This window comes from Acinetobacter marinus, from assembly GCF_900096915.1.
Taxonomy (GTDB): Bacteria; Pseudomonadota; Gammaproteobacteria; order Pseudomonadales; family Moraxellaceae; genus Acinetobacter; species Acinetobacter marinus.
This window is the reverse complement of sequence record NZ_FMYK01000001.1, coordinates 618,627-641,129: the sequence shown is the minus strand read 5'-3', so window position 1 is coordinate 641,129 and position 22,503 is coordinate 618,627. Positions and strand designations below refer to the sequence as shown.

17 protein-coding genes and 1 tRNA gene are annotated in these 22,503 nt (G+C 42.6%); 8 read left to right on the top strand and 10 right to left on the bottom strand.

The features are described 5' to 3' along the window. Positions 1–103: 103 nt before the first annotated feature. Positions 104–1,804, bottom strand: coding sequence for an AIPR family protein (locus BLQ60_RS02865; RefSeq protein WP_092615654.1), 1,701 nt, complete (start codon positions 1,802–1,804; stop codon positions 104–106). A 157-nt stretch (positions 1,805–1,961) separates the two neighbouring features. Next, positions 1,962–2,357 carry a DUF3144 domain-containing protein gene (locus BLQ60_RS02860; protein WP_244515939.1) on the bottom strand — a complete coding sequence of 132 codons (396 nt, stop codon included), beginning with the start codon at positions 2,355–2,357 and terminating at the stop codon, positions 1,962–1,964. 175 nt (positions 2,358–2,532) lie between these two features. Between BLQ60_RS02860 and BLQ60_RS13950 the strand changes: the two genes are divergently transcribed. The 3 genes from BLQ60_RS13950 (at position 2,533) to BLQ60_RS02845 (ending at position 5,728) form a co-directional block, all read left to right on the top strand. Further along, positions 2,533–2,958, top strand: a complete 426-nt coding sequence (locus BLQ60_RS13950; protein ID WP_143005167.1) for a hypothetical protein — start codon at positions 2,533–2,535, stop codon at positions 2,956–2,958. Positions 2,959–3,036: 78 nt separating this feature from the next. Then, a complete protein-coding gene (locus tag BLQ60_RS02850) occupies positions 3,037–4,917 on the top strand; it encodes a copper resistance system multicopper oxidase (RefSeq protein WP_092616056.1) in 1,881 nt (626 codons plus the stop codon). Then, the gene (locus BLQ60_RS02845) at positions 4,841–5,728 is read left to right on the top strand and encodes a copper resistance protein B (protein WP_378235165.1); all 888 of its coding nucleotides are present in this window, start codon (positions 4,841–4,843) and stop codon (positions 5,726–5,728) included. Before BLQ60_RS02850 ends, BLQ60_RS02845 begins: the two co-directional genes overlap by 77 nt. 217 nt (positions 5,729–5,945) lie before the next feature. On the opposite strand, the gene BLQ60_RS02840 is transcribed toward BLQ60_RS02845, so the two are convergent. Continuing rightward, on the bottom strand, positions 5,946–6,491 hold the full coding sequence (locus BLQ60_RS02840) for a hypothetical protein (RefSeq protein ID WP_092615642.1): 546 nt from the start codon (positions 6,489–6,491) through the stop codon (positions 5,946–5,948). 120 nt (positions 6,492–6,611) lie between these two features. Next, positions 6,612–6,701, bottom strand: a tRNA-Ser gene (locus BLQ60_RS02835). A 248-nt stretch (positions 6,702–6,949) separates the two neighbouring features. On the opposite strand from BLQ60_RS02835, the gene BLQ60_RS02830 reads away from it, so the two are divergent. Continuing rightward, the gene (locus BLQ60_RS02830) at positions 6,950–7,834 is read left to right on the top strand and encodes an ATP-binding protein (protein WP_092615639.1); all 885 of its coding nucleotides are present in this window, start codon (positions 6,950–6,952) and stop codon (positions 7,832–7,834) included. Between the two features lie 117 nt (positions 7,835–7,951). On the opposite strand, the gene lolA is transcribed toward BLQ60_RS02830, so the two are convergent. The 3 genes from lolA to rplU all read right to left on the bottom strand — a co-directional run bounded on the left by lolA (position 7,952) and on the right by rplU (position 9,594). Next, on the bottom strand, positions 7,952–8,656 hold the full coding sequence (gene lolA / locus BLQ60_RS02825; RefSeq protein ID WP_092615637.1) for an outer membrane lipoprotein periplasmic chaperone LolA: 705 nt from the start codon (positions 8,654–8,656) through the stop codon (positions 7,952–7,954). 350 nt (positions 8,657–9,006) lie between these two features. Next, a complete protein-coding gene (gene rpmA / locus BLQ60_RS02820; protein ID WP_092615635.1) occupies positions 9,007–9,264 on the bottom strand; it encodes a 50S ribosomal protein L27 in 258 nt (85 codons plus the stop codon). Between the two features lie 18 nt (positions 9,265–9,282). Then, on the bottom strand, positions 9,283–9,594 hold the full coding sequence (rplU, locus tag BLQ60_RS02815) for a 50S ribosomal protein L21 (RefSeq protein WP_092615632.1): 312 nt from the start codon (positions 9,592–9,594) through the stop codon (positions 9,283–9,285). A gap of 587 nt (positions 9,595–10,181) precedes the next feature. On the opposite strand from rplU, the gene sdsA reads away from it, so the two are divergent. The 3 genes from sdsA (at position 10,182) to BLQ60_RS02800 (ending at position 14,905) form a co-directional block, all read left to right on the top strand. Next, a complete protein-coding gene (sdsA, locus tag BLQ60_RS02810; protein WP_092615629.1) occupies positions 10,182–11,165 on the top strand; it encodes an All-trans-nonaprenyl-diphosphate synthase in 984 nt (327 codons plus the stop codon). Positions 11,166–11,247: 82 nt separating this feature from the next. Then, complete coding sequence (locus tag BLQ60_RS02805) at positions 11,248–13,293, top strand: site-specific recombinase (protein ID WP_092615626.1); 2,046 nt, start codon at positions 11,248–11,250, stop codon at positions 13,291–13,293. A 316-nt stretch (positions 13,294–13,609) separates the two neighbouring features. Beyond that, positions 13,610–14,905 carry a serine hydrolase domain-containing protein gene (locus tag BLQ60_RS02800; protein WP_092615624.1) on the top strand — a complete coding sequence of 432 codons (1,296 nt, stop codon included), beginning with the start codon at positions 13,610–13,612 and terminating at the stop codon, positions 14,903–14,905. Between the two features lie 161 nt (positions 14,906–15,066). Here the strand turns inward: BLQ60_RS02800 and BLQ60_RS02795 are convergent, their stop codons facing one another. Beyond that, positions 15,067–16,257, bottom strand: coding sequence for a transglycosylase SLT domain-containing protein (locus BLQ60_RS02795; protein ID WP_092615621.1), 1,191 nt, complete (start codon positions 16,255–16,257; stop codon positions 15,067–15,069). Between the two features lie 556 nt (positions 16,258–16,813). Beyond that, positions 16,814–17,803: an AraC family transcriptional regulator gene (locus tag BLQ60_RS02790; protein ID WP_092615618.1), complete on the bottom strand. Its 990-nt coding sequence runs from the start codon at positions 17,801–17,803 to the stop codon at positions 16,814–16,816. 125 nt (positions 17,804–17,928) lie between these two features. Between BLQ60_RS02790 and BLQ60_RS02785 the strand changes: the two genes are divergently transcribed. Beyond that, on the top strand, positions 17,929–21,867 hold the full coding sequence (locus tag BLQ60_RS02785; protein WP_092615615.1) for a molybdopterin-dependent oxidoreductase: 3,939 nt from the start codon (positions 17,929–17,931) through the stop codon (positions 21,865–21,867). Between the two features lie 119 nt (positions 21,868–21,986). On the opposite strand, the gene greB is transcribed toward BLQ60_RS02785, so the two are convergent. After that, positions 21,987–22,463 (bottom strand): transcription elongation factor GreB, encoded by a 477-nt coding sequence (greB, locus tag BLQ60_RS02780; protein ID WP_092616053.1) that lies wholly within the window; start codon positions 22,461–22,463, stop codon positions 21,987–21,989. Between the last annotated feature and the right edge of the window lie 40 nt (positions 22,464–22,503).

The window sequence follows — 22,503 nt, the reverse complement described above, 5'->3', positions numbered from 1 at the left end:
CGGAGCACAAATTTTCTATTTATTAGTAAAGTTCATTTGAAGTACAGAACTCCAAATGATGCATCAGCCAACTTGATTGAAAACTCGTAAAATAAACTATTTATTACTTAAAATATAGGCTTTTAATATTTTCTACAAGCTTATTTGATTTTGATAATTCAGTGCTTTCTAAATCTAAATGTAATGTATCTATTTTTTTAATTACATTATTAATTTTTTCATCGAAATTAGTGTCAACACTAAAATGAACTATTAGATCACTACAATATTTTTCAATCTTATTGGCTTCGAAATTCGGAAAGTTTAAATTATATTCCAATCTTAGCATCATTAATATGAAGTATCTGATTTTTTTATACTTTTTATCTATTTCGTTGGATCTAAATTTATTTTCCAACTTTTTATAAATCAGGGCTGAAGTATAGTATGGATATAATTTATGATTATCGAGGAAAAGTTGGTTTCCAAATTCGTTGAATAGTGCACCAAAATATCTAGTAGCTAATTGAGGCTTAAGAAAATAAAAACTACCGAGAGTTTTGATTAAAGTCGATTTATCAATAATCAGTTTATTATCAATACTAGAACCATTGTATTGTTTAGATCTTCGTTCGTAGTATAATTTATCAGACTCATCGAATGTTTTGAAAAAATCCTCAAGCCTTTTCTGAAAATCTGAGTAAGCTAACAAATCTTCTTCCTTCACCTCTGTCTGGCGGTTTGTTGATCGAATTATTTTTGATATTAGGTTTTCATCTTCAGTAACAATTAGTTTTAGTGTTACATAAATTTTATCATCGATAGAATTTTTGGAATCAAGTAGAACTCTGGAAGTTTGAAGACCATTGATTATTTGATAATTTGTAATGGTCACATTGTCACGAGAAGATGTTAACTTTTCCGCAACGATTGTAATACCATTATTTAAAACCGAAAAAGCATATTTTAAATTTTCATCAGAGATAGTATTTTTAATTTCTTGATTTATTTTGTTAAAACCTTGAAAATCTCTAACATTATCATAAAAAATTGAAGATATTAATTCTGAATCTTCTTCGATTAGATTAATTATAGTGGTTGCTGGGACTACACCAATATAAGCTTCCTTTACTTTTTCAATATCTGGCATTAAAGTCTTCGAACTGAAAGAGAAAGTTCTGGATATTTTTTGACCAATTTTCTTGTAATCATTTTGTAAGTCATTGTAATCTATAAAATCAAACTCAATCCTATTGAATACTCTTTGATCTCTAATATTTTTTAAAACCCTATTTTTTTCTGCTTCCGTATTTTTATCTTTTTCATACTCACCAAGAGTGCAATAAAATATGTGGCATGTAGGGTTAGTCTCTAAATCGTTTGCTCTAGATGTTAAATGCTTAAACAAATCAATAAAATTTTTCGCATTTTCATTCCATGAATAATTTTGGTTTAATGAAACAAAATCTTCGATGGAATTACCAAATGAGCTAATTTCTTTAACCTCAAAACTATTTGAAGTTTTTGCTTGAATAAAAAAAACGTCTGCAACTGGTTTTATATTCTTTTGAAGTATAGAATCTAAATCCTCAATGGAGGTAATTAAATGTTTGTTGATTAAAATCGCAAAGCCATCTAAACCGAATGTGCCATTTATTCCAATATTTATTAATCCTAACGAATCTTCATCAATTCTGTCCTCTAATTTTCTTTCAAGAATTGTATAGTTCACAAAATGTTCAAACAAGTCAGAGTCTTTTTCAACATTAAAATCAAATTTGGTTTCAAAATCTTTTAATAAACTTTGAGTAATTCTATCAATCATTATGTTCCCCTTGTTTATGTTAGTATTGCTTAGAACGGTTAGCTTACAGAATATCTTTTATAATATCCTTAAAGAAAAGTCTAGTATTGTTCATAAATAAATATTGCAAAACTATATTTTATTATTTTATCTATTCAATAAAATGGATTGAAGCCTTTTAGCCACCATCTTTATTCCGATGAAACTCTTCCATATTGCGATAGCGTAGATAGTTTTCAAACTGCTCACAATATTCATCATAGTTATCTTCGAGCATCGCCTGAAACTGCTGAACCAAATACGCCATAATCTGATCTTTGGCATCACGCATCTCATCGCCATCTTTAAAGCCGTTGGCACTGACCCACGTATTAAAGCGAGCCGCAGAGAACAACATCGCTGCGCCAACTTGACCACGTACCTCAGTCGGATTGGTTTTTTGACCTTTGGTCGGACGGCAAAATTCATTGGCAAGTTTGATAAACTGATCTGCACGATCAAAAAATACAGCGTTTTGCGCCTCTTCTTCAGTCACATCGGTGGCATCAATACGAGTATTAGTACGATCAGTCACTTGCATTCTCACAACATTAAAATAAAAACGTGGCTATCTTAACCAATTTTGCTGGCAATGGCGACAGTTGTCTGCGTGAGTTCACCGTGTTGCTTAGATTGTGTTTTGTTAGAATATTGGCTAAGCTAATCGTCTTATCGAACGATTGACTGATTTACAGCCCATGAACAAATTGATGCACAATATCGCTGTTGCGGTGCTGATGGTATTTGCCATTGCGCTGTCTTCGCTCGTGCATGCGTATAGTGGTTCTGTAAGTGGTTTTATAAGCGGCGGTTTAAATAGTGATTCAATGCAGATCACGACGCAACATGACAATGTTGCTGATCATTCAATACATCACGCCATACATCAATCAACTCATTACTCAAATAGTAATGATCATTCAGCGTCAAATCATCACGCCGATATGAAGCCATCACAAGATTGCCACGAATGCCCGCCATTACATTGTCAGCTGATGGCTTCGGCGGTGCTACCAACAGCGCAATTCCTTCCTGAAATGGCGATCATTTTCCATAATTTAACCCACGATAGCCTCTATCAAGCGCAAGACTTGTCAGGTTACTGGCAGAGAATCCTACGTCCTCCGATTGTCTAATCATTTTTAACTGTTCTGGTGGAATTGACTTTCCACATCACAACTTTTTTTAAAAAATGATTAGGAACAATCATGTCTATATCTATACAAACCTACAGCAAATATGTGCTGTGTAGCGTGTTGCTCGCCAGCTCGACGTGGAGCACCGCCGCAGTCCGTGAATATCATCTGAATATTGATGAAAATACTGTGAATGTCACAGGTAAACCTTTAAAACGTATCACAGTGAATGGTCAATTCCCTGCACCACTGCTTGAGTTTGAAGAGGGCGATGAAGCGGTGATTTATGTGCATAATCAGCTCAAAGATCAAGACACCTCGATTCATTGGCATGGCTTACTTTTGCCAGGGATTATGGATGGCGTACCAGGTTTTAATCAATTTCATGGCATCAAGCCAAAAGGGCATTTTGAGTATCGTTTTAAGATTCGTCAGAACGGTACTTATTGGTATCACGCCCATAGCCGTGGGCAAGAGCAAGATGGTTTGTACGGCGCATTCGTAGTCTATCCAAAAGGTAAAATGCCCGTCGCACAGCATGAACAAGCCGATCGTGACTATGTGGTGATGCTCTCCGATTTTCATGATTCGACCAGCGCCGAGATCATGAAGAATCTAAAAAAATCCGCAGAATACTATCAAAATCAGCGTGAAACTTTGCCCGATCTATGGCAACAGATCCAAGATAAAGGGGTGAGTGCGACATGGCAAGACCGCAAAATGTGGAATCAAATGCGCATGCTCAAAACCGATCTGTCCGATGTGACGGGTTATACCTTTTTGGTCAATGGCAAAACGCCTGAGCAAGACTGGACAGGTGCGTTTCTTCCTAATGAAAAGGTGCGCTTGCGCTTCGTCAATGCCTCAGCGATGTCGTTCTATGATGTGCGCATTCCCAACCTCAAAATGACCGTGGTGAGTGCCGATGGTCAGCCTGTACAACCAGTGGCAGTCGATGAGTTTCGTATCGGTACGGCAGAAACCTATGACGTGATCGTCGAGCCAAAACAGGCACATTACCAAATCCAAGCCGAGTCGATTGATCGCACAGGATTTGCTTTGGCGAGTTTGACGCAACAAGGTACAACAGCGCCAAAAGTGACGATCCCAGAATCTCGACCGCGTGCTTTACTGACTATGGCAGATATGGGACATGGCGCGCATCAAGCGGATTCGGCGAGCCATTCACAGATGGATCATACGCAAATGAATCATGCCAAAATGAATCATGAAATGATGAGCCATCAAAATATGCAACAGATGAACCATTCAGAAATGGATCACAGCATGCACATGAATCAGGCGATGGATCATTCACAAATGAATCATCAAACGATGAATCATGAAAGCATGAACCACGGCCAAATGAATCATGAGCAGATGAATCATTCTGAAGCAACAAAACAGAATGAACAAAACGCCGAAGGTTGGGCGGATGCTTCCACGCCAGCAGGGCATAAGGCGTTACAATATCAAGATTTAAAATCACTGACGCCGCAGACTGATACTCGTGTGCCTAAGCGTGAAATCGAGATCAAACTCGGTGGCATTATGGAGCGTTATATCTGGACGATTAACGGCAAAAAGTTTACCGAAGCTGAACCGTTGACGGTGAATTATGGCGAGCGTATCCGTCTAAAATTCGTCAATGAAAGCATGATGGCGCACCCGATGCATTTGCACGGCATGTTTATGCAACTTGAAAATGGTCAAGCACCGCAAGATTTACCCAATAAACACACGGTCATTGTTCCTCCAAATAAAACCGTATCCTTGCTACTCACTGCTGATGAACTCGGTGAATGGGCAATCCATTGTCATCTGCTCTATCACATGAGCGCAGGCATGATGAATAAATTGATCGTGGCGCAGGTTGATGAAGATCAAGTTAACGCACAATCAAAAATGCAAGACAAAGTTCAAAACTACGCAAAAGGAGAAGACCATGCACACCACTAAATCTTTTCCGAAAAAGTTAAAAATTGGCTTAAATCGTTCTACATTTTTTCAAGTAAGTTTGATATGCCTTGCCAGTGCGGTGAGTTCATTGAGCTATGCAACTGATACAACAAGTTATTCTGCGGATCATGCCTCTCATGATTCGATGAATCAACATCTCAAAGAACACGGTGGACAGATTTATCAAGTGAGTAATCTGGAAACAGCGTGGCTACTGGATGAAGATGGGCAGGGCGCTTTAAGCACTGAGTTGAATAGCATGATCGGTACAGACGAAAATCGTCTATTTTTTCTTGCTCATGTCAATAAAGCGGAAAGTAGCGATGCACATTACGATGTGTCTGCATTATATAGCCGAAAAATCAGTGACTTTTGGGATGCGCAAGCAGGTCTGCGCTATCGTGAAGATCGAGATTTAAGCGATGGCGACACGGTTGATGCCATGTTTGGTCTCTATGGACTTGCACCGTATTTTTTTGAAACGGAGGCTTATGCCTATCTTGGTGAAGATGATTATCTAGCACTCGGACTAGAGTTTGAGCGTGAATTTTTATGGACGCAAAAGCTGATTAGTCAACCTTATTTGGAGATGAATATTGTGCTCAGTGATGATTCAAAGTATGCCTCGAAATCTGGGCTTTCCGAGCTAGCTGTCGGTGTGCAAACACGTTATGAAATCACCAAGCGGGTTAAGCCATTTATTGATGTTGGCTATGCTTATGAAAAAGGACAGAAGCAAACCAATTGGCAAGCTGAAACAACGTCCGAAAAAGGTTGGCAATATGGTGTCGGTTTGGCGTTGATGTTCTAGATGTTTTAATGCTTGTCATCGCAATAAAAAAAAGCCTTTGTATTAATTACAAAGGCTTTTTCAAACTTGGCAGAAGCAGTTCTATCTATAATGGTGCTATAGCATCCTGTTTTACACGAGAAGACACTGTATGATTGATAGAATTAGTCGCTAGACGATTTGTAAGACCAGTTTCTCTAAGCCCGTTTATCTAGGTTGTGTATAGAAAAAGCAAATATTAATCGCATTTCTTTAGAAAATCCTCGTTATAGATAATTTGGGTGACATCAGCTCTCTTAAATACTTTACCCTTAACCTCATAAGTCTCATCATGTCGATACCAATACGGCTTGCTTGAATTACCCCTCTCATCGATGGTTCGCTTCCCAGTATTGGGATCACCGATTCGCTCAGACTCTAATGGCAGAGTAGCTATTACGCCCTGATGAGAACCCTCTTCAATTCTAACCACAATATGTGCTCCGATATAGCCAGTGGATTGCCATGTTTCATACATTCGGTAAATACTTAAGCGAGTAGATGTTGGAATTGAACCTATTTCTCGATAACCAATCGTAGCAGGGGCTTGGACGACATTTAAAGTATTGAGCATATATGCTGTTCCATATGATTTAAATGTTGTTTTTCCTAAGACCATATCTTGTTGGGTGATTAAACACTGTCCATCAGCTTTATGAGATAAGATCTGGTTGGTCAAACACGCAGTTAATAAGGGTATTAAACTCAACAATCCCACCGTTTGTAAAATCCTGATTTTTTTCATCTGTAATTCCTTTATTTATTTAACTCATTCTAATGTATTCTTTGCGAACATTCACTTTGCTTGCATACCACTCCAAAATAAAAAAGCCTTTGTATCAACTACAAAGGCTTTTTCAAAATTTGGCGGAAGCGGTGAGATTCGAACTCACGGAGGACTCACACCCTCGTCGGTTTTCAAGACCGGTGCATTAAACCGCTCTGCCACGCTTCCTGTGGGCGCTATATTATAAATTTTTTATACACTTGGCAAATTTTTTCCGAAGAAAAAGGTGTGATTGGCTAATTTCAATACAAATTTATCCGCTCGGATGTTGTTCGCCCAGACGAAACCTTAAAAACTCAGTGAATTTTGCGGAAAAATTTTGCAGATTGCCAAGCAACTGTATCCAAGAACGCTACTTTATTTCATATAAATCGTTTTACAATAGCGCTTTCGACAATTTCCTTCGGGCGGTAAACATGGCGCAACTTGAGCTTCCAGATCAATTTATTGATTTATTACAACAGATTGCCAAACAAGTACAACAACAGCTTCCAGCGCTGAAACAAGATGTTGACTTCACTGCGCCTGCCTATATCTGGAAAGATCAGCAACTCTTCGCCATCCATTCACCCAAAGCCATCCATCTTGATGACCTCAAAGGCATTGATCGTCAAAAAGAAAAATTGGTGCAAAATACCCAGCAATTTTTACATGGTTTTCCCGCCAATGATGTGCTGCTTACGGGCGCAAGAGGCACAGGAAAATCGTCCCTTGTTCGTGCATTATTGACCGATTTTCAGTCACAAGGTCTACGCATTATTGAGATTGAGCGAGATGATTTAAAAGATTTGCCGATCATTCGTGAGCTGATCAAAGATCGTCAGGAAAAGTACATCGTCTATTGCGACGACATGGCGTTTAATGCTGAAGATGAAAATTATCGCAGTCTAAAAAGTGCTTTGGATGGCTCATTGCAATCGGGCGCAGAAAATATTGTGATTTATGCCACCTCGAATCGTCGTCATTTATTGCCAGAATTTATGCATGAAAACACGCCAGTGCGTAAAGTCGATGTCCCGCAATATGATGAGCTACATCCGCAAGAGGCAATTGAGGAGAAAATCTCACTGTCTGATCGCTTTGGTTTATGGTTGTCATTTTATCCGATGGATCAACAGTTGTATCTCGATGTAGTGGCGCATTGGCTCAGTAAAGCTGATTTGGCAATGACTGAGGAAACACGGGCAGAGGCGTTACGCTGGAGTCAGATGCGTGGACAGCGTTCGGGACGTGCAGCTTATCAATTTGCCAAACATTGGATCGGGATGACGCAGTTAAGCAAGAAAAATTCGCAAAGTTAATTTTTCGAGAATTTTTTTGCGCCAAAAATAAAACCTCGTTTGCGCACAAACGAGGTTTCTTATTTCAGGACTAGACAGAGGGCGCAGATTGATCAAATGCGTCCAAGCTGCTATAAATTATTGCTCAATGATGTCGGTGCCTTTAGGCGGAGTAAAGTTAAATACGCTTTGATCAATATTGGCATTGAGTTTGACGTTTTTAAACTTAATGGTCGTGGTCTGACCCATCGAGTCTTGTAAAATCATCAGGCTCGGCGCTTTATTTTTGCCAAAGCTAACCAATAGGCGTTCAAACGCACCCTCACTATTTTTTGGTTTTAAGCTGTAATAGGTTTTAGAGGCATCGGGCTGACTGATTTCATACGCCTGCATGATTTGCTGTGTGTTGCCAGATAACAGTAGCGCAGGGGTGTTTGCCACTTGATCATCCAGCTGTTGCTTTACTGCTTGCTGTAGATCAGGGTCATAGATCCATACCGATTGACCTGTGGTGACAATGGTTTGCTCAGCAGGTTTGATGGTTTTCCAATAAAACTTACCTGGGCGAGCCACTTTCATCTGACCTGTAAAACTTTGGTTCATATGCTGTGGCATCGGTTGATTTTTCTTTTGCGTAGTTTTCGGATTGGTCAGTTTTGTGCTTTGCTCAAAATCGGCAGTTAGGTTTTGAATCGCACTTAATTGGCTGACCAAGCTACTGGTCGCCTGTTGGCTTGACGCTGCTGCGGCATAAGTTTGTGTGGCGAGAATAGGCGTAGCCACCAATGTGCTGACGGTAATCGCATATGCTGTTTTTTGAAAAGCTGATTTTAGTGAAGACATTTTACTTTTCCTGTCTTAATTAAAAGTTTGTGAGCACATCTTACTGTTTTTCAAAATAAATAAAATGAAGAAAATTCTAAGTTTTGTGTAATTCCTGTGGAGAAAAGTGCGTTTTAGTATGCCAAAGCATACTTTATGCAAGATGAAGTTAAGGTGCTTATTATTTTGAAATGAATGAGAATGTAATGTAAGTAGGCTGTATGTTGTGTAAGTTGGCATGGTTAAAACGAGCACTGTTAAAAAAACATTGTTAAAAAAAGCATTGCTAAAAAAGCATTGTTTAAATCATTTGGTAAAAATCGACGCAACAAAAAACCCGCACAAGGCGGGTTTTTTTGAACTATGGAAACTTATGCAGTTTCAACAGTTACATAGCGACGGCCAAATTGACCTTTCACTTCGAATTTGATGACGCCGTCAGCAGTAGCGAACAAAGTATGGTCACGACCCATACCTACGTTTGCACCAGCGTGGAATTCTGTACCACGTTGACGAACGATAATGTTACCAGCAGTCACAGCTTGACCACCGTACATTTTAACACCAAGCATTTTAGGGTTAGAATCACGACCATTTCGTGTCGAACCACCAGCTTTCTTGTGAGCCATTTCTCTTACTCCTCGTGATTAGCCTGCGATACCAGTAATTTTCAACTCAGTAAACCATTGACGGTGACCTTGTTGCTTACGGTAGTGCTTACGACGACGCATTTTAACGATGCGTACTTTGTCATGACGACCATGACCAACCACTTCTGCAGTGACTTTTGCGCCAGATACAACTGGAGCACCGATTTGAACGTTGTCGCCATTTACAACCATCAAGACATCATCAAAAGTGATGCTTGCGCCTGTTTCAGCTTTCAACAATTCGACTTTAAGGGTTTCACCCTCAACTACACGGTGCTGTTTACCACCGCTTTGGATTACTGCGTACATAACGTACTCCACACTAGCCCGTGTCGTCGTGCCGATAAAGGGATATATCGAGCTTAAAACGAACGCCACTGGGGGTATAAGGCGCATAATTTTACGCAATTTCTAACCAAACGACAAGTTTTTAAGCAGAAAATCCCTGTGTAAATGCAAAATATTTTTAAAATGCCAAAAGCAAAAATTTTCTCTAATGGCGGAGATTGTATTGAAGTGTATGTTTGGGTCAATTTAATCGTAGCTAAGCATTGTTTTGTATTTGATTTGGTTGCTGATTTGTAGAAGTAGGCTTGCAAGTTGGGCGAAGTTTGATGAAAATAGCACGAGCTGTATCGGCTGGTATGATTTGTGTTAGAAAAATAGCGTTGAGTGCGATTGTTACTGGTTGAAATGTCAGATTTTGTTTGAGTTTAAATATTTGATTATTGGGTATTTTGATTCCTTCTGTCTTCTACTGTTCTCATATTTTTTGACATCGCATCTCCATCGTTGAGCGCAAATAAAGTGAAAATCGAATAACGTGAAAATCGAAAAATCACAATCGAAAACTGCCTGACAACTGTGCTGGAATTTTTTTTAGAGGCTTGATCTACATGAGTATTGATTTTAAACAGGATATCCTTGCGCCCGTGGCTGAAGATTTTGCTGAGATGGATCGATTTATCAATGAAGGCATTACCTCAAAAGTCGGTTTGGTGATGTCGGTCAGTAAGCATGTGGTCGAAGCGGGCGGTAAACGTATGCGTCCGATCATGTGTTTGCTTGCTGCGCATGCCTGTGGTCAAACAGAGATGTTGCATTCACGGCATCTAGCAGCAGTGATTGAGATGCTGCATACCGCAACGTTAGTGCATGATGATGTGGTTGATGAATCGGGTTTGCGCCGTGGTCGCCCAACAGCGAATGCCACGTGGGACAATCAAACTGCGGTTTTGGTCGGTGATTTTTTGATTGCCCGTGCTTTTGATTTGTTGGTGAATTTAAAGGATTTTGATTTACTCAAGGACTTTTCATCAGGGACTTGTGAGATTGCCGAAGGTGAAGTCCTACAACTTCAATCACAGCATCAGCCTGATACCACCGAAGAGATTTATTTAAAGATTATTCACGGTAAAACCTCACGTTTATTTGAACTGGCAACTGAAGGCGCAGCGATCTTGGCGGGTACTGAACAGTATCGTCAACCACTGCGTGACTATGCGGGGCATTTTGGCAATGCCTTTCAGATCGTCGATGATGTGCTAGATTATATTTCCGATGCGGAAACGCTGGGTAAAAATATCGGTGATGACCTGATGGAAGGTAAACCAACCTTACCACTCATTGCGGCGATGCAGATGACAGCGCAAGGCTCTGAGGCGCATCAAATTATTTATAAAAGTATTGCCACAGGCGGTACAGCACAGCTTGAGCAAGTGATTGAGATTGTCAAATCTTCGGGTGCTTTGGACTACTGTATGCAACGTGCCAAGCAAGAAACCGATGCGGCGTTGCAGTCTTTGCAAGCTCTACCACAGTCTATTTATCGTGATGCTTTGCAAAATTTAGCCAAGATGGCTTTAGACCGCATTCAATGATTTTTAAGCTACTGATTTTAACGATGTGCAATTTAAATTGTGCTATCTCAGCACTGCTGTTTCAGTTGAAGGTGATTGATTGATGCATATTCCATTGCAAGATTTGTTGATCGAAATGCAGGCTCAGATTGATCAGGAGCGCTTGGATCTACAGCTATTGGTGCGTCTTGTCGACCGTTTGCGTCCAAGCGACGCCAGCGATCATGCCCAAATCAATCAAAAGATGAAGGCATTTATTCGTGCCTTGATTATGACACCGACCGCTGGTGATATTATTCAGCGTTATTTTTTGCGTCTGCTCAATCAATATAAGCAAGTTAGCCTGTATGTTGAAAGTGGCATCTTGGGCTCTGAGGGCTTCAATACCCAGCTTTCTCAGCGTATTGGTGCGCATTTTTTGCCGTTGGTCAAAGATGAGAGCGAACTCAAAGAGTTGGTGGGGCGGGTTTTTTATAAGAAAAGTGACCGCTATTGGCTAGATAATATTCAAGCCGAAGATTGGCAGATGATTTTGCATTTACTGGGCCAGTCCAATGCTAATCAAGGCAACAAACACCATATTCGCATGAAGATGATTAATGCGATCATGATTTTGTCCTATCGCGTCAGCGCTATTGGTTTACATTCCGAGTTTACCCACGCCTATCCAGAAATTGATGAATTTGAATCGCCATTTTTGATTCAAAACCGTGAAATTGTTGAGTTTATTGAAACCTATAAAAAGTATGAATCGCAATACGATATTGCCTCAGTGATGCCTGTGCCTGACCCAGATCAGGCGCTGGTGATGTTGGAGCAATGTCGTGACATCATGCAACGGGTACGCCGAGCCACCAAGCGTATTGGTGTGAGTCTAAGTCTGACCTATTTGCTGACCTTACTTGAGCAATGTTTACAACGCATTGAAATCCTTTTGCACGTGGTCACTGATGAGGATAAGGCGCAACAATCCGCAATTATGGAATTGCTGCGTAATATTACCTATGCGCATTATAGTGATCAAAGTGTGCGTGCACTGCTGACCACCAATACTGAATTGATCGCTTTACAAGTCACGGAAAATGCCAGCCGAACAGGCGAGCATTATGTGAGTACCGACAAAAAAGGCTACTTTGAAATGTACCGTGCCGCAGCGGGTGCAGGTGCGATCATTGCGGTGATGGCGACATTAAAGATATTGTCGGCACGGCTGACCTTAGCGCCGTTGATGCAAGCCTTTATTTACAGTATGAATTATGGATTGGGCTTTGTTTTTATCCATATTTTGCACTTTACCGTGGCGACCAAACAACCTGCGATGACGGCGGCGGCATTGGCTGCCACCATTCAGCAGAAAAAAGGCAGTAAAAATGCGCATATGGCGGAGCTGGCGGCGCTGATTATTAATATTATCCGTACCCAGTTTATTGCCATTTTGGGTAATATTTCCATCGCCATTCCTGTGGCGGCATTGATTGCTTATGGCTGGGATGCCATGTTTGGTGAAGCGTTGATGAATCATGCCAAAGCCAGTCATGTGCTGCATGAACTCAATCCATTCACTTCGCTCGCCATTCCACATGCGGCAATTGCTGGGGTGTGTTTGTTTTTTTCAGGATTAATTGCGGGCTATTATGACAATTTGGCGATCTATCGCCAGATCGGTGCACGCATCAAAGCCCATCCAAAGTTACAAAAAATCTTTACCAAACATCGCCTTGAGCGAGTTGCCAACTATGTTGAGCAAAATCTTGGCGCAATTATGGGTAATTTCTTGTTTGGGGTGATGCTCGGCAGTATGGGCACCATTGGCTTTATTTTGGGATTACCACTGGATATTCGTCACATTGCCTTTGCATCAGCGAATTTTATTCAAGGCTTGATGAATATTAACGGTTCACCTGACATTGGTCTGATCGTGGTGTCATTTTTAGGCGTGCTATTGATTGGTCTCACCAACTTATTTGTCAGTTTTAGTTTGACCATTTTCGTGGCATTGCGTGCCCGCCGTGTGCGTGTACAAGAATGGCGTCCGTTATTCAAACTGATTGCCACGCATTTTGTCACCCGTCCGAGTGAGTTTTTCTGGCCACCACGCAAACCATTGCAAATTGATGAAGCTGAGGTCAAAGAGGCAAGATCGTCTTAATTGCTCGAAAACGATGATGACTGACTTGCAAAAGTGATTAGCAGAAATGATTTGTAAAAATGGTTCGCAGAAATGAGTTGTAAAAATGGTTTGCAAAAATCATTTACAAGACCAGTTTACAAAGAGGCGTGCAAAAAAAGGTGCAAATCAGTTTCTAAAATTTGAAATCGAGGCGACTTTCTCATCACACCTCGATCCGACGAAAAGTACAAACTGAGCCGATATTCATCAAGACATTGCGTTAAGATAACATTGGTGCAAAACACAACATCTTGCTGGATAGCAGATAAAAATAAGCTGAAAAAAAGGACAAGACATGAAATTTTGGTCAACCAATACCAGTCCAATCGCAGATGATTTAGTCACAGATATTGGCAACGAGTCGCCGATTGCACTGACGGGAATGAGCGAGGCACAAAAGCAAAAAATCTGGTCTGCAATTGAACAGCTTTACCGCACAGGAAATCATCCTCAGATTTCATTCTGTCTACGCCGTCAAGGTCAGATTGTACTGAATCGCAGTATTGGTTTTGCCACAGGCAATGGACCTGACGATCTGGCATTTTCCGCAAAGCGTTTGGCAAAGACCACGACCCCCATCTGTCTATTTTCTGCATCAAAGTTGGTGACAGCGATGTTGGTGCATCTGCTTGATCAAGAGGGTGCGTTGAATTTACTCGATCCGATTAGCCATTACATTCCAGAATATGCCAAACACGGCAAACGCCATACCACGATTTTTCATCTGTTGTCACATCGAGGCGGGATTCCCAAAGTTGAGGGCAAGATCGCACCTGAAACCCTGTTCGATAAGGCACAAATTTTACAACTGCTCTATGATGCCAAGCCGATGTCTGTGTCTGGTTCAAAGTTGGCGTACCACGCCGTCACCGCTGGCTATATCTTGGGTGAGGTGATGGAACGGGTCACACAAATGCCACTTACTCAACTGTTACATGAACGCATTAGCGAACCAATGGGGATGCGCTGTTTTAACTATGGTCTTGCACCCGAATTCCGTGATGAAGTCGCAAAAAACTATGCCACAGGCTTCTTCTCCAGAATGGGGACAGACCAATATTTACGCCATGTGTTGGGTGCGGATCTGCAAACCACAGTGGATTTGACCAATGATGCTCGGTTTATGGACACCATCAGCCCCGCAGCCAATATCTACACCAGTGCGGAGGAGATGGGGCGCTTTTTTGAAATGTTATTGAACGGCGGGCAATATCAAGATCGACAAATTTTCTCCCCTGAAACCGTATTTCGGGCAACCTTGCCAACCTCAGGCTATCTCATGGATCGCTCGCTGATGATCCCGATGCGTTATGCACTTGGACCAATGCTCGGCGGTGATCCTGTCGGTATTTTTGGTCCGATGACAGGGCAGGCTTTTGGGCATATTGGCTTTTCCAATATCATGTGCTGGGCCGATCCAAAGCGGGACATCAGTGTGTCATTGTTAAGCACGGGTAAATCCATCGTCGGCACGCATATTCCACCACTGCTCAATGTGCTCTATCAAATTTCAACGCAATGTCCGAGTCTCGAGCGTCAACGGCGCCGTGGTGTATTTGCATCGGATCAACAACAAGCAGAAAAAATTTAAACTTTGTTCAACCAGCGCTTTTCAGAAATATGCAGTGCAGGAATCTGCTGTATAAAATGCAAGTGCAGAATTATTAGCGCAAAAAAATCCCAACCAAATATGGTTGGGAGATCAAATTGCAGATCATTCTAAAAACAAGGACAAGACTTCATCCAATCAAGTTAGAGCCGTGCCAATTCAGTCTGCTTGATGTGTTCGGTGTAGACTCGAATCCGCTTCACATATTGTAGTGCCTGACGGTAGCGCCCATTTGAGGCTTGATTACGCTCAAGATAATTGTACAGATTGACCCATTGATTTGGGTTTTTACCTTGATTTTTAAGGCGTTTTTGAATGCCTTGTACGGCGCCAGGTCCCATATTATAGGCAACTAAGGCGTACCAGTTACGATCTGGATAAGGTACATCATCGAATTCATCGAGCATCAGTTGCATATATTTGGCACCACCTTGGATGCTTTGGCGTGCATCGGTACGATCGGTGACCCCCATCGCTTTTGCAGTACTGCTGGTCAACATCATCACACCACGCACACCTGTCGGAGAGACTGATTCGGGGCGCAAGTATGATTCTTGATAGCCGATCGCTGCTAAGAAGTGCCAATCTAAATCATGCTGTTTGGCAGATTGTTTGAACGAGGCTTGATAGATCGGTAGACGTTTTTGCAGATCACGATCGATCTTTTGCAAATCACTGTCTTTGATATATTGCTGATCATAAAATGATGCCAGCTGTTGCAATGTGCCTGTATTTTTACTTTGGCACAAATGTCCTGATGCGGTCGCCGTCATCGGATCTTCAGCAGACTTAAACACCCAAGAAAAATTGGTATCGAGACCATATTTTTCTAAGATCGGCTGTGCACCACAACTGCCTTCAACCGCAGTCAGACGGGCATTTTCAATGGCAGCCACACTGGCAGTGGTCAGTGCAAATTCGGCTTTGCCTTGCTTCACCCAGCTCAGTGCTGTGGCATTGTCTTTGACGGTTTTGAGCTCTAAGCGCAAGTCCATACTTTTGGCATAGCTACGTGCCAGATCATAGCCAAAACCATGCGTGAATCCATCTTGTTGAAATACGGTGGTTGGACCTTGTACGGCAACCACGGTGAGCACATTGCCGTTGCGTAGTGTGGTTTCTGTGGCTTGGTGCTCAGTTGCATACTGTGTTGCTGACGCATTTTGCGCCTGATCTTGTGGTGCGCTGAGGTCGGATTTGATATGCAAACCTTGATAGGCATTCAAACTCAATGGAACGAGGATTGCACACAATGCTGTGGCTTTTAACGAGGGGCGAGAGCTAAAGTAATTGAGGCAGAGCCTCGATCGAGAAAGCTGACGATTTTGCTTCATGATATCTCCGCAGTAATGCGATCCACTGTGGCAAATACAGCATGTGAACTTCAAAAAAAGTTCATCTGCTTTGCGACAAACGTACTAAAGCGCAAAAGACAAGTCGATTGGGAGAAAAGACAGGTAATTGCTTGAAATAAAATAGGTTTGTGCAGGGGATGACAAAAAAGAATAAATATCGTACAGATATATTGCAAAAACCTAACGAGGTGGCGCATTTTATCTAAATAAGCGATTGGAGTCAAACAACTGAGAGTTGCATCACAAAAAGTCAACTAATTAATTGAAATGATGAAGATAATTGATTAAAAAATATGCGTAATTCGGGCATTATTCGCAGTTTGGTTACAAAAAAACTGACCAGTCATCCTGAAATCAGCAATAAAAGTTGCTGATGATCAGCATGGCATCGCCAAAATACCGACTTACAATAGTTGTCTGATGATGCCAGATTTGCGTTATCCAGCTTACGCCGTTTAAGCGAGATGACTGTTGATCTATAGAGAGGCTGTTACTGAATTTGTAATCGAGTTTATAGCCCAGTTTATAACCGAGTCTATAACCGAGCCTGTAAGCGATAGGCTGACGGTGTTTGTGCCGACCACGCGACAAAGGCACGAGAAAATGCACTCTGATCTGCATAGCCCAACATCAAGGCAATCTCGGCAAGGCTCAGGCTTGGATCATGCAAATAGGATTTTGCCAGTGCATAACGTGTATCTGCGATCAGCGCACGGTAGCGTAACCCTCGTGCATCAAGATGACGGTAAAAGGTGCGTAGTGAATAGCCGAGTTGTTTGGCAATCTGGGCGGCGCTACAGCGTTGCTCAGGTAGTGCATGACGTATGGCAAACTGCGTCATCTGTAAAAACGGATCATGTGCAACAAAATCTTGATGTAAGGCGAGGGCTTGCCGATCGTAAAGCTGACGTAAAAAGGGATCACTGCTGGAGATTTTTAGGGCATAGAGTGATTTTGGCAGTGCGATGCCAATCGCATCACAGCCAAACTTGACAGGACAACCACAAAGCATCTCATAAATCTTGGGATCGCCGTGGCACGGTGCAGTCAATTCCACATAGCTTGGCGCGATGTCTTTGCCGATCAGTGCTTGATAAAAGTTGATAAACACCATTAAGCCAAACTCGCCCCAGATGCCTTGGCTATTGGCTTCGTTATGCCACCAACGAATGAGGCGTTGATTGCCCACATCACTATAGCGTGTGTCCAAACTGGAATCGACCAAACTGAGGTGTTGTTGATAACGCTGTAAGGCTTGCCCAAGACTCGAGCAACTGGTCGCAAGATAACCCACCATGCCGTAATGCTCTGGGCTTAAGCAACGACCAATCCGAAAACCCAAAGCAGGTTTGTCATATCGTGCCTGTATCTGCTCAAGCAAGCCAATAAACTCAGACTTTGGCATACGCCATTGATAATTTTTTTGTGCATGTTCGATCTGCGTCAACAGGTCTGCATCTTCTATTTCATTGGAGGTTAAATAGACCTGTAGTGTATTTAAAAAACTTGGCGATACAAAGCTCATCGATGGATTCACTATGACATTGGCTATGGCACAAAATGTCAAATTATCAGAATGCTGTCAATACAGCACATGCCAATTCGGCGTATAGTAATCTGATCAGAAATGGAATCGTAAAGGTGTTCAGGATGACTTATGTAATTACAGATGCATGTATTGGTGCAAAACATACCCATTGTGTCGATGTCTGTCCCGTGAATGCCTTTCGTGAAGGCGCAGAGATGCTTTATATTGATCCTGATGTCTGTATCAATTGCAATGCTTGTCTGACGGAATGCCCAGAACAAGCCATTTTTCCTGAAGATGCCTTGTCAGAAGCTGATCGTCAGTTTATCGCTATCAATGCGCTTGAATCGAAAAAACAACCCGCAATCACAGAAAGTTATGCGCTAGATGCACAGCAAACCCAAGCGGATGCACAACAAAAAAATAGCACCTCGTCTCGTCGCTTTGCAGTGGTGGGTGCAGGGCCATCAGGCTTTTATAGTTGTGAAGCCTTACTCAAACAGTATCCAGATGCGCAGATTGATTTAATTGATAAATTACCGACACCATTTGGTTTGGTGCGATTTGGTGTGGCGCCAGATCATCCAGAGATTAAATCTGTAGCAGCGCAATTTACGCAACTATTGCAACAGCATCCGAATCTCAAATTTTTTGGCAATGTCAATGTCGGACAAGATATTGATCGTGATACGTTATTGTCGTTGTATGATGCAGTGATTTATAGCACGGGTGCTTCGCAGAGTAAGCCTTTGACGGGTGTTGCGCATCAGCAAGGGGTTTATGGTTCAGCGGAATTTGTCGCTTGGTATAATGGACATCCTGATCAGACACAGCTTCAGCCCAATCTTGCGCACGATACGCTGTCGATCATCGGCATGGGCAATGTGGCGCTGGATATTGCCAGAATCCTGTGCTTACCACAGGCTGAGCTTGCCCGTACCGATATTGCAGAACATGCACTCAATGCACTTGCCCAGAGTCAGATCAAACAAGTGAATATCATTGCTCGCCGCAGTCCTATCCATGCCGCCTTTACCCCCAAAGAATTAAAACAATTAATTCAGCATCCGCAGATTCAGCTTGAAGTGGATGCGGAGGATTTGGCATTCGATGAAGCGACGTTGGCAATGCTTGAGTTGCCAGAATATCGAGAAGCCAAAGAAAATATTTCTTTACTGCGCAGTATTTTAACTCGCCCACCCACCTCAGGGAAAACCATTCGCTTTATGTTCCATCGTCATCCGAAGCAAGTGTATGTCAACTCATCAGGTGAGTTCAGTCTCGAGTGTACGGTGAATCAGTCCCATTTCGATGCACAGTCTGAGCAATTGGTGGTGGAGGCAACCACAGCACAGCAGTTGATCGACAGTGGCGTGATCATCACGGCGACAGGCTATCAAGGACAAGCCATCGAGGGCATTGGCTTTGATGCGAAACAAGGCACGATCAGTCATCAAGCGGGACGAGTACAGCTTGAAAATGGAGAATTATCCGAGAAAGAATATGTCGCTGGCTGGATCAAGCGGGGCGCAAATGGGGTGATTGGCACCAACAAACAATGCGCTTATCAGACGGTAAAAAGTCTGGTGGCGGATCTGTCGGTTTCATCTGCTGTCGCACAAAACAGCGATCGTCAATCACTCAAACAATATCTCAGTCAGCAGGGTGTGCAGTATTTTAGTTTTGCTGATTGGTTGGCGATTGATCAACATGAAAAATCACAAGGCATGACGCAAAATAGACCTCGACACAAATTGATTGATCTGCAACAGATGCATGCCGTGCGACAAGATTACCGTAACAAAATTGCCAAGGCGCAACACCAGCATCAACATCAGGATCAAGGTCAAACGCAGGCTCATGCAGTAGTTAAACCATTTGATCGCAATCAAGCTGTACAGCAACATTATCGCACCTGCACCTTATGTGAAGCGATGTGCGGCATCGTGGTGGATTATCAAGGGGAGAAAATATTGTCGATTGCAGGCGATCCTCTGGATCAGCATAGTTCAGGGCATATTTGTCCAAAAGGCTATGCACTGCAAGACTTACATAATGATCCTGATCGGTTGAAAACCCCAAAAAAACGGATTGGCGAGCAGTGGGTCGATATGGATTGGGATGAGGCTTTTGATGAAGTTGCACAGCGCTTGGTTGCGGTACAAAAGCAATATGGTAATGATGCTGTAGCCGCCTATTGGGGCAATCCAACCTCACACAACTTTGAAGTGATGATGCATATTGGCAGTTTTAAAAAAGCACTCAAATCCAAAAATATGTACAGCGCATCAAGCCTTGATCAAATGCCACATATGCTGACCTCATTGTTGATGTACGGACACAGCATGAATTTCACCATTCCAGATATTGACCGCACCGATTATATGTTGATGCTGGGCGCCAATCCTGCTGCATCGAATGGGAGTCTGATGACCGCTGGCAATGTGCTGGAGCGTTTAGAACGGATCAAGCAACGTGGCGGCAAATTGGTACTGATCGATCCACGACGCACAGAAACTGCACGCTATGCCAGTGAGCATGTGTTTATTCAACCGAGTCGGGATGCTTTATTTTTACTGGGCTTATTGCAAGTGATCTTTGATAAAGGCTTGGTCAATGCCAGCAGTCGTTTGCCCTTCAACGGAAATATTGACGATATTCGCCCATTAGTCAGTGCAATTCCTTTGGACACCATTGCGACCTTAACCCATATTTCTGTCGCTGATATCGAGCGCATAGCCACTGAGTTTGCACAAGCTGAACATGCCGTCTGCTATGGGCGGATGGGCGTTTCGACACAAGAGTTTGGTGCGCTCAATCATTGGTTGATCCAACTGTTAAATATCGTCACCAATAATCTCGATCGTGAAGGCGGTATGATGTTTACCACGCCAGCAATTGATATGACGGATTTTGCGGGGCGGGGCAGTTTTGCCAGTTTCCACAGTCGGGTGCGAAAGTTACCTGAATTTAATCGTGAACTGCCGTCTGCAACCTTGGCAGATGAGATGCTGACCGAAGGTGAAGGGCAGGTCAAAGCCTTTGTGGTCACGGCGGGCAATCCTGTACTGTCTACCCCGAATGGCGCACGACTAGAGCAGGCATTGGCAAATCTTGATTTCATGGTTGCGATTGACTTTTATATCAATGAAACGACTCGCCATGCCGATATTATCCTGCCACCCACAGGACCGTTTGAGCATGGGGTCTATGATTTGGTCTTTACCAATTTGGCAGTGCGCAATGTAGCACGCTACTCACCTGCATTATTTAAGCAAAAAAGCTATATGCGCTCAGATGGGCAAATCTATAGTGCGCTAATTGAGCGCATCGAACAGCTGAAACTGCGTAAACCATCAATGCTAAATCAACTGAAATTAAGCCAACAACACAAGGTCAAATCATTGTTCAACGTAGAACGGGTGATTGATCTTGGACTTCGTCATGGACGCTATGGCAATGGCTGGAAAGGGCTGGCAACAGGTCAAGGGCTGAACTTAAAAAAACTGAAGCAATATCGGCACGGCTTAGATCTTGGGGCGTTACAGCCACGCATTCCAGAGAAATTATTTACCAAGGATAAAAAGATTCAGCTATTCCCAGCGCAATTTTTGCAGGATTTGGAACGCTTGCAGGCATTTGTCGATGCGCAAAGTACCGCAAAAAAACTGACTTTGATTGGTCGGCGTGATCTGCGCACCAACAACTCTTGGATGCACAACAGCCAGCGTCTGGTCAAAGGCAAAAATCGTTGTGATTTATATATGCATCCGCAAACTGCCAAGGATTATGGCATTGCGCATCAAGAGCAAGTCTATATCAGCAGTGATGTCGGGGCGCTAAAAGTCACAGTCAGTCTAACCGAAGATATTATGCCGAATGTGGTCAGTCTGCCGCATGGTTGGGGGCATCACCGTCAAGGGATGCAAATGTCGATCGCTTCGGCAAATCCTGGGATAAGTATGAATGATTTGACCGATCAAAGTCTGGTCGATGAGCTATCGGGCAATGCGGTATTGAATGGCTTGGCGGTCGAGGTGCAGAAGATTTATTCGCAATAGCGGGATAAAATCACGGGTTGTCGTCGGTGAAAATCGTCGGTTATAACCATTTGAGCAAATCGTCAGAGAAAAGCATCGCTCATAAAGGTTAGCCAAAAATTACGATGCTCGAGGAGCATTCATGATGAATGATACTGGATATGGATGATATACCAAGTGATTTTGCCCTTCGGCGTCTGGACATAGACTTCATCATCGACGGCTTTGCCCAGACAGGCTTTAGCCATCGGTGATTGCAATGAGACATAATCCTTATTGCCGTAGATTTCCTCATCACCGACAATACGAAATTGCACGGTTTCTCCCGCATCGTTTTCCAGCGTTACCCAAGCACCAAAGTAGGCTTTGCCATCCTGTTCAGGACTGTATTCGACTTTTTGCGCAACTTCAAAAAGTTTGGTTAAGTATCTGATCCGACGATCAATTTCACGGAGTTTTTTCTTGTTATAGGTATAGTCAGCGTTCTCAGAGCGGTCGCCGAGACTCGCTGCCCACGAGACGATCTTGGTGATTTCTGGGCGTTCTTTTCGTAGCAAATGATTTAATTCATCTTGCAATCGTTGATAGCCTTCTGCGGTGAGCAGTTTTCTTTGCATAGGTTCACTCATTGCTTTTGATTTTTGCATTTGGAATTTT